This is a genomic window from Cyclobacterium sp. SYSU L10401 (genome assembly GCF_010993705.1).
Taxonomy (GTDB): Bacteria; Bacteroidota; Bacteroidia; order Cytophagales; family Cyclobacteriaceae; genus Cyclobacterium.
Genome location: NZ_WOFO01000006.1, coordinates 60,788 through 75,149 on the forward strand (window position 1 = coordinate 60,788; position 14,362 = coordinate 75,149).

General features: G+C 43.2%; 14 protein-coding genes. 3 read left to right on the plus strand and 11 right to left on the minus strand.

Going from position 1 to position 14,362, the window contains the following annotated elements; genetic code table 11:
• Positions 1 to 4: 4 nt before the first annotated feature.
• From GL182_RS14840 to GL182_RS14875, 8 genes are all read right to left on the minus strand, one after another.
• A complete protein-coding gene (locus tag GL182_RS14840) occupies positions 5 to 760 on the minus strand; it encodes a LytR/AlgR family response regulator transcription factor (protein ID WP_163380559.1) in 756 nt (251 codons plus the stop codon).
• Between the two features lie 129 nt (positions 761 to 889).
• Positions 890 to 1,624, minus strand: a complete 735-nt coding sequence (locus GL182_RS14845; protein ID WP_163380560.1) for a LytR/AlgR family response regulator transcription factor — start codon at positions 1,622 to 1,624, stop codon at positions 890 to 892.
• A gap of 13 nt (positions 1,625 to 1,637) precedes the next feature.
• The gene (locus tag GL182_RS14850; protein ID WP_163380561.1) at positions 1,638 to 2,687 is read right to left on the minus strand and encodes a sensor histidine kinase; all 1,050 of its coding nucleotides are present in this window, start codon (positions 2,685 to 2,687) and stop codon (positions 1,638 to 1,640) included.
• A gap of 24 nt (positions 2,688 to 2,711) precedes the next feature.
• Positions 2,712 to 3,683 (minus strand): AAA family ATPase, encoded by a 972-nt coding sequence (locus GL182_RS14855; RefSeq protein WP_163380562.1) that lies wholly within the window; start codon positions 3,681 to 3,683, stop codon positions 2,712 to 2,714.
• A gap of 99 nt (positions 3,684 to 3,782) precedes the next feature.
• Positions 3,783 to 4,439 carry a pseudouridine synthase gene (locus GL182_RS14860; protein ID WP_163380563.1) on the minus strand — a complete coding sequence of 219 codons (657 nt, stop codon included), beginning with the start codon at positions 4,437 to 4,439 and terminating at the stop codon, positions 3,783 to 3,785.
• Positions 4,440 to 4,448: 9 nt separating this feature from the next.
• Complete coding sequence (locus GL182_RS14865) at positions 4,449 to 5,285, minus strand: OmpA family protein (RefSeq protein ID WP_163380564.1); 837 nt, start codon at positions 5,283 to 5,285, stop codon at positions 4,449 to 4,451.
• A gap of 88 nt (positions 5,286 to 5,373) precedes the next feature.
• A complete protein-coding gene (gene recG / locus GL182_RS14870) occupies positions 5,374 to 7,467 on the minus strand; it encodes an ATP-dependent DNA helicase RecG (protein ID WP_163380565.1) in 2,094 nt (697 codons plus the stop codon).
• Positions 7,468 to 7,490: 23 nt separating this feature from the next.
• Positions 7,491 to 8,564 (minus strand): phosphotransferase enzyme family protein, encoded by a 1,074-nt coding sequence (locus GL182_RS14875; RefSeq protein ID WP_163380566.1) that lies wholly within the window; start codon positions 8,562 to 8,564, stop codon positions 7,491 to 7,493.
• Between the two features lie 293 nt (positions 8,565 to 8,857).
• On the opposite strand from GL182_RS14875, the gene GL182_RS14880 reads away from it, so the two are divergent.
• Both GL182_RS14880 and GL182_RS14885 read left to right on the plus strand, forming a co-directional pair.
• Entirely contained in the window at positions 8,858 to 10,633 is a 1,776-nt protein-coding gene (locus GL182_RS14880) for a sodium:solute symporter family protein (RefSeq protein WP_163380567.1), read from the plus strand.
• 112 nt (positions 10,634 to 10,745) lie between these two features.
• Positions 10,746 to 11,162, plus strand: a complete 417-nt coding sequence (locus tag GL182_RS14885) for a Fur family transcriptional regulator (protein WP_163380568.1) — start codon at positions 10,746 to 10,748, stop codon at positions 11,160 to 11,162.
• Between the two features lie 3 nt (positions 11,163 to 11,165).
• Here GL182_RS14885 and GL182_RS14890 read toward each other — a convergent pair whose 3' ends face one another.
• The gene (locus GL182_RS14890; RefSeq protein ID WP_163380785.1) at positions 11,166 to 11,393 is read right to left on the minus strand and encodes a hypothetical protein; all 228 of its coding nucleotides are present in this window, start codon (positions 11,391 to 11,393) and stop codon (positions 11,166 to 11,168) included.
• Between the two features lie 170 nt (positions 11,394 to 11,563).
• Between GL182_RS14890 and GL182_RS14895 the strand changes: the two genes are divergently transcribed.
• The gene (locus GL182_RS14895; RefSeq protein WP_163380569.1) at positions 11,564 to 12,037 is read left to right on the plus strand and encodes a YcxB family protein; all 474 of its coding nucleotides are present in this window, start codon (positions 11,564 to 11,566) and stop codon (positions 12,035 to 12,037) included.
• A 71-nt stretch (positions 12,038 to 12,108) separates the two neighbouring features.
• Here GL182_RS14895 and GL182_RS14900 read toward each other — a convergent pair whose 3' ends face one another.
• Positions 12,109 to 13,029, minus strand: coding sequence for a hydroxypyruvate isomerase family protein (locus GL182_RS14900; protein WP_163380570.1), 921 nt, complete (start codon positions 13,027 to 13,029; stop codon positions 12,109 to 12,111).
• Positions 13,030 to 13,034: 5 nt separating this feature from the next.
• Positions 13,035 to 14,354: a Gfo/Idh/MocA family protein gene (locus tag GL182_RS14905; protein ID WP_163380571.1), complete on the minus strand. Its 1,320-nt coding sequence runs from the start codon at positions 14,352 to 14,354 to the stop codon at positions 13,035 to 13,037.
• Positions 14,355 to 14,362 lie beyond the last annotated feature (8 nt).

Below are 14,362 nucleotides of genomic sequence, written 5' to 3' on the forward strand. Positions count from 1 at the left end.
GATATTAACTTTCTGTAATGGTATTGAGTTTGGCCAAAAAGCTGTTGTAGTATTGCCTTCCGACCTGTACCACATCCCCCGTTTTCAGGTTGATTTCCTTGGTATTGAAACTCTCTATCTGGCCCAGCTGTACGATGTATGATTTTTGCACCCTGAGAAAGAGATTGGCAGGCAGCTTCTCTTCCATGTCCTTCATGGATTTACGAATGGTGAAATTTCTGTTTTTGGTAAATATGGTCACCATGTTACCATTGGCCTCCACATAATAAATATCCCGATAATCCACCCGCTCAAAACTATTGTCAGCTTTGATATAAACTGCGTCTACGACCAGATAAGGACTTTCTACAATCTTGGTACTTACTCCCTCAGACAAAGCCGGCCTGGTTCTTTGGTTGTAAAGTACGATTTCCACCATGGCATGGATATCGTTGCTGTTAAATGGTTTTACGATGAAACCGGCAGGATGGGTTCTTTTTGCCCTTTCGATAATGGCAGGGTCACTGTAAGATGTCACGTAGACAATAGGGGCATCTACCATCTGTTGAATGATCTCTCCCAATTCAATGCCATCTTTATCACCTTTTAATTTGATGTCCATAAACACCATGTCCGGCCGGTATTTCTTGACCACCTTGATGGCCTGATTAGCAGAATTGGCAATATCGATATTTACATAACCTAAAAGTTGTAAAATTTCCTCAATGTTTTCGGAAATATTGATGTCGTCTTCTACAATCAGTATCCTTTCTTCTTTCATGGTTTGATTATTTGATGGAAAAATTTAAATAAAAGCTGTTTTGACGAATTTACAAATTAATATACAAACTAATGCAAAGAATCATGGGTAAACTGCACAAATTATTATTTGATTTTATAAATATTAGGCCTAAAGGCTCATCAAATCTTTGAATCTGGCGGCCTGTCTTCTGCTGACCTCTATTCTCTCACCGCCTTTTAAAGTAACAACCAGGCCTCCATTAAACCAGGGTTCTATGGTCTCCACCCAGCTAAGGTTAATGATGTGCTTCCTGCTGGCCCTGAAAAATGACTTTTCGTCCAACCGTTCATCCAGGGCATTGAGGGATTTGTGAATCATCGGTTTGTTGTTTTCAAAATAAACTTTTATATAATTGCCGTCCGATTCAAAAAGCCTCACATTAGACAGTTTTACAAACCAGCACTTGTCACCATCTTTAACAAAGACCTGATCATTCAATGAAAGTTTGGATTTAGGAGTATCATCAGTCGTCTCTTCTTCCTTTTTAAGGTCCTCCAGCTTTTTTTCCAGCTTTTTGAGTGTCTCTGTTAACCTTTCAGGTTCTATGGGCTTTAGCAGATAATCCAGGGCATTGACTTGAAATGCCTGTAAAGCAAATTCATCATAGGCGGTGATGAAAACTACCAGCGGCACGTGATCCAGTTCTTCCAGCAAATCAAATCCGGTTTTTTCAGGCATCTGAATATCCAGAAAAAGTACCTCAGGTTGCAAGGACTCTATTTTTTCCTTCGCTTCATCTACATTAGCGGCCTCTCCCAAAACTTCAATATTCTGATTTTGATTCAAGAGGTTAATGAGTTCTTTCCTGGCCAATCTTTCATCATCTACTACTAATACACGCATATCTCTTTTAATTTTAATCTAAATTAAGGCTTTGTTTTGGTATTTTTATTTCTGTCACAACAAATTCGTCTCCATAATTGAATATTTTAAAACTGGCGCGGTTTCCGTAAATCAATTTTAACCGCTGTATGGTATTGGAAAGCCCATGTCCTTCTCCTTTTTTCCTGGAGGAACCATCCTGATTGAGGCGACCACTATTACGAACCCAAATATACAAATCATCGAGCAATCCGATCGTGCATTTAATTTCTATCAAACCACCTTTGATCAAATTGGAAATGCCATGTTTGATCCCATTTTCTACGATGGTCTGCAGCATCATGGGTGGAATTCTGAATTGATAGGCCTCTTTCTCTACATCATAAATCACCTTCAACCGCTCCTCAAACCTTATCGATTCCAGGTTCAGGTAATCCCTAACTGTATTCATTTCCTCTGAAAGCGGTATGGTCTTGTGCTTGTCCATGATAAGGGAGTACCGCAGGATATTGGACAGCTGGGTGATGGCAGATTTAGCCTTGATGGGGTTCTCATCCACCAGGGCCCGGACACTGTTTAAGGCATTAAATATAAAATGAGGGTTCAGTTGGTTTCTCAGGTGAATCAATTTAATTTCATTGATTCGGGCCTGATATTTCAGGCTGGAATTGTAATTGTCCAGGAAATAAAACAAGAAATACATCAATGACCAAAGGGAATAGTAAAGAAAACTGGTGAACAGATTGGCAAGCAAGACCAATGGCCTGAAATCCTCCAGCACATGTAAGGTGCCAAAAATCCAGTTAATGATGATCTGGGCAAATGTATTTAAAACACTCAGGAGCAATACAGCGATCAGCACATGACTGATCAATTTGGTCAGCGGATATTCCAACCAATTTCGGTTTTTGATCAAAAACCTGAAAAAATGGGTAGAAAGGAAATAAAAAATGGCCAATGAAAAATAAGCCCCAATTTGGATGGGGGTTATCCCCCTGGCCAGAGACACAAAAAACAGGTTGATCAGAGCAAAACTCAACCAACCAAAAATTTGTAGCAACCAATATAACTTATATTTCTCCATTCACTTCCCTTACAAGTCCAGACCCTATCGGATACCTATGGTCTTATTCAGGGGTATTTTTTCCAGAATTTTGTGGATCAGATCCCTTGTGCTTACATTATCTGCTTCAGCTTCATAGTTGAGAATAATCCGGTGGTTCAATACATCTTCTGCAACCGACTTGATATCTTCAGGAAGCACATAATCCCTGCCATCCAGAAATGCAATGGCCTTGGCCCCAAGGTTCAGGTTGATGGAAGCCCTTGGAGAGGCCCCAAACTGAATGTACTTTGCCTCTTCCTGCATGCCGTATTTTTCCGGAAATCTGGTAGAAAAAACCAATTCAATGATATAATTTTCCAAGGCTTCAGCGATTTGAACCTCATTGATGGCATTCCGAATGGCAAAAATATCCTCCTTATCCAGAATGGGATTAACCTCTGAGGCAAAATGCGCATTGGTCATCCGGCGCATCACCTCCAGCTCATCAATCTTTGATGGGTAATCAATATTTACCTTCATCATAAACCGATCCACCTGTGCTTCTGGCAGTGGGTACGTACCTTCCTGATCTACCGGGTTTTGGGTAGCCAATACCAGGAAAGGTTTGTCCAAGGTAAAAGTCGTTTCACCGATGGTCACCTGCTTTTCCTGCATGGCCTCCAGAAGTGCAGACTGTACCTTGGCAGGTGAACGGTTTACTTCATCTGCCAAAATAATATTGGAAAAAATAGGTCCTTTTTTTACTTCGAAATTGGCATTCTGCTGGTTGTATATCATGGTCCCGACCAGATCAGAGGGCAAGAGGTCAGGAGTAAACTGTATCCGCTTAAAATCAAGGTGCAACACCTTTGAGAGGGTATTCACAGTCAGGGTTTTGGCAAGACCGGGCACGCCTTCCAACAGGATGTGTCCATTGGTAAACAATCCAATCAATAGCCGATTCACCATTTTGTCCTGACCGACAACTACTTTCTTAACTTCATTGATAACTTCTTGTATCTTCTCCTGATGCATAATGGATCCTTATTGTTTCAGAGTATGGTTTCTGCCTAAATTTTTATCTGGCCTGTAAAATTGAAGCCTAAATTAGAATAAATCATGGTCTATACCAATTCAGAACCTTTTCTTCTTTTTTGTTTTATGAAATTTGGGTCGATGTCCGGGCAGGCTTCTGCTTTCGGGGTAGGGAATACCCAGGGAGCCGTAGATTATCTCCTGCTCCAACTCCTGAACTTCACCCACCTGAAAACCTTCCAGGCTCAGTCCTTCAATCGCCCATCTAACCAAACGAAGCGTGGGGAAGCCTACTGCTGCCGTCATCTTGCGAACCTGCCGGTTTTTACCTTCCTTTAAGGTCATGGCAATCCAGGATTCCGGAATATCCTTTCGGTAACGTATGGGAGGATTCCTTTCCGGTAAAATCGATCCCGCACGGGCTTCTTTACTGACCCTGGCCCTGGCCGTGTGGTGTACCTTTCCATTGATGGAAATACCCAGACCATTTTCAAGGGTCTTCACTGCTGTAGGAGTGATTTCTCCCTCTACTTGCACCCAATAGGTTCGTTCATGACCAAATACCGGATCCAGTAAGCGATGGTTAAGGTATTTGTCATTCGTCAATAACAACAAACCCTCACTGTCTTTGTCCAAACGACCCACAGGGTAAACATCATCCGGAAAATCTGCAAGTTCTCCCAAGGTGTGGCCCTCACCGCTGAATTGACTCAGCGTACCGTAGGGTTTGTATATCAAATAATAACTGTACTCCATCCTACTTCTCTATTGCAACAATTCAAACAATTCTTTCAATTGAGGAGTGAGGATGATTTCTGTCCGTCTGTTCTTTGCCCTTCCCTCTTCCGTCTCATTAGAAGCTTTTGGATAATAGAAACTTCTACCAGCAGCTATAACCCTCTCCGGGATCACATCATAGGTATCTGTCAATATCCGCACGATAGCCGAAGCCCTTGCTGTACTCAAAGCCCAGTTATCTTCAAACCTTCCCTGTATGGGTACATTGTCCGTATGTCCCTCCACCATTACCTGGATATCAGGATTACTGTTCAATACTTCCGCCAATTTACCCAATGCTTCTCTTCCATCTCTGTTTACAGTAGCACTTCCGGAAGGAAAGAGCAATTTGTCTTGCATAGACACATACAATTTTCCGTCCTGTTCATAAACCCGTAATTCATCAGATTGATATTGGACCAGGGCCTTGTCCATGGTTGTTTTTAAATTTTCCATAATGGCCCTTTGCTCATCCAGTAGCTTTTGGAGCATATCCAGGGTTTCCTGTTGCTCCATCAGTCTTTGCTCCTTATCGGATAGTTCCTGGCGAACAGAGGAGGAAGTGGACATGGCATTTTCCAGCCTGGAAGCCAATTCTGCCTTGGCCTGCTGTTCTTTGGCCAAAGAATCCTCCAGGTTGACCATAAGTTCCTGAAGCTGCTTCATGCTTTGTTGGGTACTATCCAAATCATTTTCCGTAGCCCTTAAAGAACGCATCATTTCTGCATTCCTTACATTGACTTCATGGTATTTTTTCTGGGGCACACAGGAGTTGATCAGAACTATCCCAACAAAAATCCCACTGATGATGATACTATTCCTCATAATTTATCCAGACTTTAACCATCCTGTACTAAAAACATACCAATTTAAGGCCTTCCCATTAATTTCTACTGCTTTAGGAAAAAATAGTTCAGGAAATCCTGCTCCAATTCAACTCATTCTTCCTGAGACGGGATACCTGATCAGCAATCGGACTGTTTTCCGGATGAACCAGTCCAGGGTCTGCTTCCAGTATGGCCTTGGCTGAGGCCCTTGCCTGCGCCAGAATTTCTCCATCCTTCCCCAAATCTGCCAGCTTCAGGTCCATAATGCCGGATTGTTGGGTTCCGGAAAGGTCTCCTGGCCCCCTTAAGCGCAAATCTACATCAGCAATCTCAAAACCATTATTGGTTCTGACCATGGTTTCCAGTCTCACCCTGCTGTCTTTTCCCAGTTCATACTTGCTCATTAATATACAGTAGGATTGGTCAGATCCCCGGCCTACCCTGCCACGCAATTGGTGCAATTGCGAGAGACCAAAACGCTCCGCATTTTCAATCACCATCACCGAGGCATTGGGTACATTTACACCTACTTCTATGACAGTGGTTGCTACCATAATTTTGGTCTCCCTTTTAACAAAACGTGCCATCTCAAAATCCTTGTCCGAGGCCTTCATGTTCCCATGCAATATGCCCACCGGAAGCCCCGGAAAAGCCCTGCAAATGCTCTCGTACCCATCCATCAGGCTTTTCAAATCGCTCTTTTCGGACTCCTCTATCAAGGGGTATACAATGTATACCTGCCTTCCCTTGGCAATTTCCTTCTTAAGGAAACCAAAAACTTTTAGCCTGTCCTTGTCATACCGGTGTACGGTTTGAATGGCTTTCCTGCCGGCAGGTAATTCATCTATTACTGAAATATCCAGGTCTCCATATAAGGTCATGGCAAGGGTCCTGGGGATAGGGGTGGCGGTCATCACCAGCACATGGGGGTAAAAATCCTTGTTTTTGGCCCATAATTTGGCCCGCTGTGCCACTCCGAAACGGTGTTGCTCATCAATTATGGCCAGACCCAATTGCTGAAAAACCACCACATCCTCCAAAAGCGCATGAGTCCCTATTAACAGGTGAAGAGCTCCGGAGGCCAGGTCGCGGTGGATCAGCTCCCGTTGCTTCTTATTACTTGACCCGGTCAAGATCGCAATTTTGAGCCCCATCTGTTCAGTATAAGGCTTTAAACCCTCAAAATGCTGGTTGGCTAATATCTCTGTAGGTGCCATCAGGCAGGTCTGGTAACCCGAATCCACTGCCACCAAAAGGCAAATAAAGGCCACAATGGTCTTGCCGGAACCTACATCCCCTTGTATGAGGCGATTCATTTGCATCCCTGATTTGAGGTCAGCGTAGATCTCTTTGATGACCCTCTTCTGTGCCTCTGTAAGTTCAAATGGCAGGTGTTTCTGGTAAAATTGAGTTAACAATTGGGTCTGCCCGAGCACTTTACCCCTGAACTTCTCAGTCCTTGCCAGTTTGAGCTTTAATAAACGGAGCTGCAAAAAAAAGAATTCCTCAAATTTCAACCGGTAGCTGGCCTTTCTGAGATTTTCCGGGCTGGAAGGAAAATGAATTTCCCTTATGGCGACTGATCTGGAAACCAGCTGCAAAGACTGACAAAGGCTGGAAGGGAGGGTTTCCGGGATCTTTGAAAAAGCCAATGGCAGCAAGGCAGCCATTATTTTGGATATGCCCCTGCTGTCCAGAAATCTATTCCTCAACTTTTCCGTGGTAGGATATACCGGCTGAAAATAAGGCCCCTTATCTTGCCTTCCGGAAAGGGGCTCAAGCTCGGGATGCGCCATGCTGAACCGACTTCCAAAAAGCTGGGGTTTACCGAAGGCTACCAGCGCTGCTCCCCTTACCAATTTTTTGCTCACCCATTGAATGCCTTTGAACCAGGTGAGTTCCATGCTGCCAGTCTCATCGGCAAATTGTGCCACCAACCTTTTTTTTCTGCCCTCTCCAATGGTCTGTACAGACATGATCCTGCCAATCACTTGCACCTGCTGCAAATCAGGTTGAATTTCCCTTATTTTATAAAACCTGGTTCTGTCTTCATACCTGAAAGGATAATGCTGCAACATTTCACCAAAAGTGAAAATTTCTAACTCCTTGTTGAGCAAGGCGGCCTTTTGTGGCCCCACCCCTTTGAGGTATTCGATTTTGGTTTCAAAAAATCCAGTCAAGATTTACAGTTTTCGGCCCCTACTTACAAAGATAATTTATTCTTCAACTTTTTTTCCAGGACTTCTATCTCTCCCCTTTTGGCTATCAATGCCCTAAGAAGGGCTGCCTGATTTTGTGCCCGGTGCAGGTTTTGTTCCGGATAAGCCACCTGATAATACACATTCCCCATGAGGTGATCTGTCAAAAATCGGAGCCCCATGATCAGTGTCATCATCTCTCCTCCAAAAGGAAGGGATTCCAGTTCCCTTTGCTGAATCTTACCCCCCAATACACTATAAAATCCCTCCAACAAGCCTTCATATTTATTCATATCCACCTGAATCTTGTCCCATTCCAGGGAGGATTCATCCTTGGTACAAGCCACTGTGCGAACCAGATCCCCAAAGTCGTAAAAAACGAAACCAGCCATAATGGTGTCCAGGTCTATCAGCGCATTTACCTTTTCCATATCTTCGCTAAAAATCAGGTTGTTGATTTTTGTGTCATTATGGGTCACCCTAAGCGGAAGTTCCTTCCGGTAAACCAGGTACTTTTCCAGTAATTCCCTCATTCCATGGTAAAAACCAATCATTTCCTTTGTAGCGCTATTTACCTGAACATTTGGAGATTTCAGCGCTACATCAAACTGCTCAAACCGCTTTTCCAAATCATGAAAATGCACGATGGTGTCCATTAGCCTTTCTGCATCGGCCTGCAAAAAAATCAGAACGAAGTGGGCAAAAGCCTCTGAGGCTATTTTTGCCTGGCCTGCCTGCTCGATGGCATCTTTTGTGATTCCATTGACAAAAGGAAATAAGCGGTACAATTCCCCTCCCAGATGGGTAAAAAATGTTCCCCTGTCATTGACTATGGGCAATGGAAGTGAAAAAGGCAAATCCTTTGGATCAAATTGATCCAACAAATATTGTTGATTTGCAGATATATGCTCTGGAAATTTGAATACCTGATCATTAAAGGCTTGTAAAATATAGTCCTCGGAACCTGTATCCACCCGATAAGTCTTGTGAATATGGCCGGAACCAAACCGCCTTACATCGAGCCTTTCAACACCTAAACCATAAGCTGCTTTCAATGCTTCCAAAATACCTTCCTCCATATCATGTAATTGGTTGGATTATTTTTTTCTTTAATTTCAAATTTAATGCGCAATGATTTGGTAAAATTACAATACTTTTAAATATATATTATTGAAAGGCTTTATATTTACCCCTCCGCTGAATGAGCGTTATCCAAATAGAAGCCAGAAATCTGATATATCAAATTTTACCTGAATTATTTAAAATAATTGAAAAAGTTTTATTTATTTGAGAAAATTTTCCCAAAACTTAATAGAAGTTGTTTTAAGGAGCTACCTGGGGTAATATCGAACATACATTAAGCTAGTTAACCATGAATATTTCAATCATCGATTGGGCCATCATCATTCTATTTTTTGTCATTTCCATGCTGATAGGGGTAATTGCCTCCAGGACAGCCGGCAAAAATGCAAAAGAGTTTTTCCTTTCCGGGAGAAACATGCCCTGGTGGCTTTTGGGTGTCAGTATGGTGGCCACCACTTTTTCAGCAGATACGCCAAATTTGGTTACTGATATTGTCAGAAAGAATGGTGTGTCAGGTAACTGGGTATGGTGGGCATTTCTATTGACTGGTATGCTCACTGTATTTGTATATGCTAAATTGTGGAGGCGATCGGAGGTAACCACTGATTTGGAATTTTATGAATTGAGATACGGAGGAAAAGGGGCTGCTTTTCTCCGGGCCTTCAGGGCAATATACCTGGGGGTATTTTTTAACGTGGTGATCATGGCCACCGTTTCTCTGGCAGCCATCAAAATTTTCGGTGTCATGTTGGGCTTGAGTTCCTGGGAAACCCTGCTGGTCGTTTCAGTAGTCACGGTGATTTACAGTTCCTTAGGAGGATTAAAAGGAGTACTATTGACAGATTTTTTTCAGTTTTTCTTTGCCATGGGAGGTGCTTTTGGGGCGGCGATTTATGTGGTTGGTTTACCGGAAATCGGCAGCCTGAATAACTTGCTCACCCATCCCAATGTGGTCGGCAAATTGAACCTGATTCCGGATTTCAGCGACTGGAATTTACTGATCCCACTATTTATCATGCCTTTGGCCGTGCAGTGGTGGGCTACCTGGTATCCTGGAGCTGAACCAGGAGGCGGGGGGTACATTGCCCAAAGGATGTTATCAGCCAAGGATGAAAAAAACGCTATTGGGGCCACCCTACTCTTTAACATTACGCACTACGCCATCAGGCCCTGGCCCTGGATCATCATTGCGCTATCGTCCCTCATCCTATTTCCCCAATTGAGTGACATGCAGGAAGCTTTTCCAAACATTGAAGAAAGCAAACTAGGTGATGACCTGGCTTACTCAGCCATGTTGACCTTTTTACCCTCTGGCCTGGCCGGGGTAGTACTTGCTTCCCTGATAGCTGCTGTCATGTCAACCCTATCCACCCACCTCAATTGGGGCTCTTCTTATGTGGTCAACGATTTCTATTCCAGATTCGTCAAACCTGAAGCCAGCGATAAGGAATTGGTAGCAGTAGGACGGATATCCACTGTGGGTCTGATGGTATTGGCGGCTTTGTTGGCTACGGTGCTTTCCAACGCCCTGGAAGCATTTAATATATTATTGCAGATCGGTGCAGGCACGGGGCTGATATTTATCCTCCGCTGGTTTTGGTGGCGGATCAATGCTTATACCGAAATTTCCGCTATGATTGTTTCATTCATAGTGGCCATATATTTTGAATCCATTCATAATAAGTTGGGCTTTTGGCCTATTCCCGACGACATGGCTTATTTGAAGCTGGTCTTTGGGGTTTCCCTCACTACCCTCACCTGGGTGGCGGTCACCCTACTGACCAAACCGGAAGATGATAAGGTGCTTTTAAGTTTTTACAGAAAAGTGAGACCAGCATCCTGGGGATGGAAAAAGCTACTGGCCAAATACCCTGAAGAAAAAGAAGAAGTAGGGCAGCTGCCTATGGAGATCGGACTCATGCTTATCGCATCCATTATGGTTTATGCGGCATTATTTGCGGTGGGATTCTGGATCTATGGACAAACCATTGCAGCATCCGCTGCTACACTTATAACAATCATTGGAGGGGTTCTTGTATTCAAAGCATGGAAAAAAATGAAATAATTCCCTTGACCGGCCGGAAATAACGGGAATTATTCTTTGATAAAACAAGTTTACCATAGGAAACCGGAACTCGGATGGATGGAATGAAATTTATCGCAGTAAACCTGATCTGATGGCAATTAAAACAGCTGATATATTAAAGGATAGTAATTTAAGGGTTACCAGTTGTAGAAGAGATGTTTTAAAAACCTTTCTGGGCAGGCGAGTGGCGTTATCCCACGCTGATCTGGAAGAAGCCCTGAAAGAAAGCTTTGATCGGGTCACGATCTACAGAACCTTAAAAACTTTTTTGGAAAACGATTTGATACATAAAGTACTGGATGATACAGGTGCAGCAAAATACGCTCTTTGTAACCATAATGCTGAAGAACCGCACCATGATCACGAACATGTGCACTTTAAGTGTGAAGTCTGTGGGAATACGAATTGCCTGGAGGAAATCTCCTTGCCTAAAATCAACCTCCCCAAGGGCTATATTCCAAAAGAAATGAGTTTATTGATTCAGGGGACTTGTAAAAATTGCAGTTAAATATTACAAAATAACTGGTTTTTTAGGCTTCTCTGTATCTTCACCAGGCCATACAATGCCAGGTGGCAGGTCTATTTTCGGCGGAGTGAGGTCTTCTACTCCCCCATCGCCATCATCATCATTGTTTTTCCTGTTTCTGTTTATTTTTGCTTTTGTAAGGGTAGCCACAAAATAAATCAGAACCACATAGGCTACTCCACATAATATCAAATCGATTACCAGGCTACTCATCATTCCTAAAGATTTCAATCAAATTACAATATAATTTTTAATAAATCAACAAGTTAACCCGGAGATTGGTCACATTGTTGGAAAAAAATAAAATTCCAACGGGAAACAAAATAAACTTGCTATCTAAAGGATTAGATAAGATATTTGCCCATCAAATTGAATAATGAATAATGATTGTCAAAACAAAAAAATATAAACTCGAAACCGGAACCTATATCAAACAGGGATTAAAGAATATTTTAAAGGAACAATGGTGGGTAGCCCTTATTGCCATTGCGATTGCCTGTGGTTACTTTTGGATACCTTCCTGGTGGTGGATTAGCATGGCACTACTGGCCTACGCACTTTATTGGCTTTTCTGGGTAATCCAGTTCGCAGGGGTGACCCAAATGGAGCAAAACAAGGTCATGTTTGAAAAGCTGTCCTATGAAATTGACAGCCGTCAAGTCATGATGAAAATCAATTCCAAACAGGGAATGCCCATAAAATGGGAAATGGTCAAAGATGCTCAAGTCAAAAAAGATGCCTATATCCTTGTTTTATCCAAGGCCCAGTTTATTCACCTGCCGTTTAAAATATTTAACAGCCCGAACGAAATAAAATTTGTAGAAACCATCCTCAAAAGGAAAGGTTTTCTGAATTAAAATAGATTTTCAAACAAAAAGGGAAAGGTATGGTACCTTTCCCTTTTTTATTTATATACTATATATTCCAATTAAAGAAAACTGTCTGCCTTTCTATAGGCTTCAATCACCGCTTTTTCCCCTTCTAATCCGGGGTTTGCATTGCCGTGTTCCATCCCACAAACGCCTTTAAACCCTTTTTCATACAAGTATTTAAATACATTCTGGTAATTGATTTCTCCGGTGCCCGGTTCTTTCCTTCCGGGATTATCTCCAATCTGTATGTAAGCAATCTCCTCCCAGCACAAGTCCATCAGGGAAATCAGGTGCCCTTCATTCTTTTGCTGGTGGTAAACGTCATAAAGGATTTTACAACTGGGACTATTGACTCCTTTACAGATCAGGTAGGTTTGGGGAGAATACCGCAAAAACAGGTTGGGGGTGTCACTCAAGGGTTCCAATACCATGGTCAGTCCATGTGGTTCAAGGATTTCAGCCCCCTTCCTTAAAGCTTCGATAACATGAGCCGTTTGGATATCCAAAGGTAAATTTCTCTGGTAATCTCCTGGAACCACTGTGGTCCATTTGGCATTTACCCGTTTGGCTACCTCCACGGCCTTCCTGCATCCATCCAGAAAAATATCCACGTGCTCCTGTTTGCCGGCTGCCAGGGTGTTGGCTCCATTTCCTCCTTTATCCAGAACAAAAACTCCCATGGTCATACCCAGTTTGGCCATGTGGTTGGCAATTTTCTCCTGCATTTCAGGAGTTCTTCTCATCATGCCATTATCCTCCAAGCTACGAAAACCCATTTCATGCATAAAGGTAATCTGGTCCAGCAGGTCCTCTCCTGCATGATGTTTAAACATGCCAAAATGTGGTGCATAATCCAGATTAAAGGTTTCTTCTGCCTTTTTCTGTACTGATTGTCCCGCCTGTAAATCACTTATTCCAGCTATTCCGGCTGCTGCTGTTCCCAGGGAAACATTCCTGATAAATTTTCTTCTTTCCATAAAACTTAAACTACTTTGGTTTTTCCTGGAACGGCAAATGCATAATAACCTTCCTCATCAGGAACAACCTTAGGCATGGCATCCCAGGCCAGGCGTTCCGGCATCAGGCTGATCTCCGAGTTGATGGCCTCATCCCAGGTTACCACTTTGCCAGAGTAGGTTGCATTCCTTCCCAGCAAGGAGGTCATGGTACTTTTGGCCGCATTTTCAGCATCTGCAAATTTGTATTCTCCTTTGACAATGGCGGCAAAAAGCTGGTCGTGCTCCACCTGATAAGGGTTGGCATTGTTTTCTCCATCATGCTCATAAAGGCTATTGCCTTTATAATCACTTAGCCTTCCGGTATGCCCCGCATTCATGTAGGCTCTTCCCTTTGTTCCCTGGAATCCTTCATCTACCTTGTTGGCGGCTCCCGGAAAATGCCGGCATTCGCTGTGGATCACCGTACCATCTTCGTAGGTAAACAAAACTACATGGTGGTCAAATATTTCTCCATGGTCCTTACCCCTGCGCACGGTCCTTCCACCAGTACCTTCTGCCTTTACAGGATAGCCTTGCTTCACCCAGTTGGCTACATCAATATTGTGCACATGCTGCTCCGTAATGTGGTCCCCACAAAGCCAATTGAAATAATACCAATTTCTCATCTGGTATTCCATCTCTGTCTGTCCTGGCTGTCTTTCCCTTACCCAGACCCCGCCGTCGTTCCAGAATACCTGCCCGCCGATGATGTCACCTATGGCTCCATCATGGATGCGGTCAATGGTCTGGATGTAATTGTCCTGGTAATGCCGCTGCAATCCAACCACCACATTCAATTTCTTTGCTTTGGCGATTTCTGCAGCTGCCAAAACCCGGCGTATCCCTACCGCATCAGTAGCGACAGGTTTTTCCATAAAAATTTGCTTCTCCTGCTTTACAGCTTCTTCAAAATGATCTGGCCGGAACCCCGGAGGTGTAGCAATGATCACTACATCTGCCGCTTCCATGGCTTTTTTATAACCGTCAAATCCAACCAACTTCATTTCCTCAGGCACAACTACTTTGTCTTTGCCATACCGCTTGAAAATGCGTTCGTAACTTTGATCGAGACGGTCTTTAAATGCGTCCGCCATGGCTACAAGCTTGATATTGTGTCCCGTTTCAAAGGCTTGAAAAACAGCACCCGTTCCTCTGCCACCACATCCGATAACGGCAATTTTAATGGCATCATCACCTGCAGCATAAGCTCCGGGGAGCGAAAAAGGACTTAACATTGCCCCTCCTGTTATGAGGGCAGAAGTTTTCAGGAAATCCCTTCTTTGGTTATTTTTGATAATTTTCATATTATTTT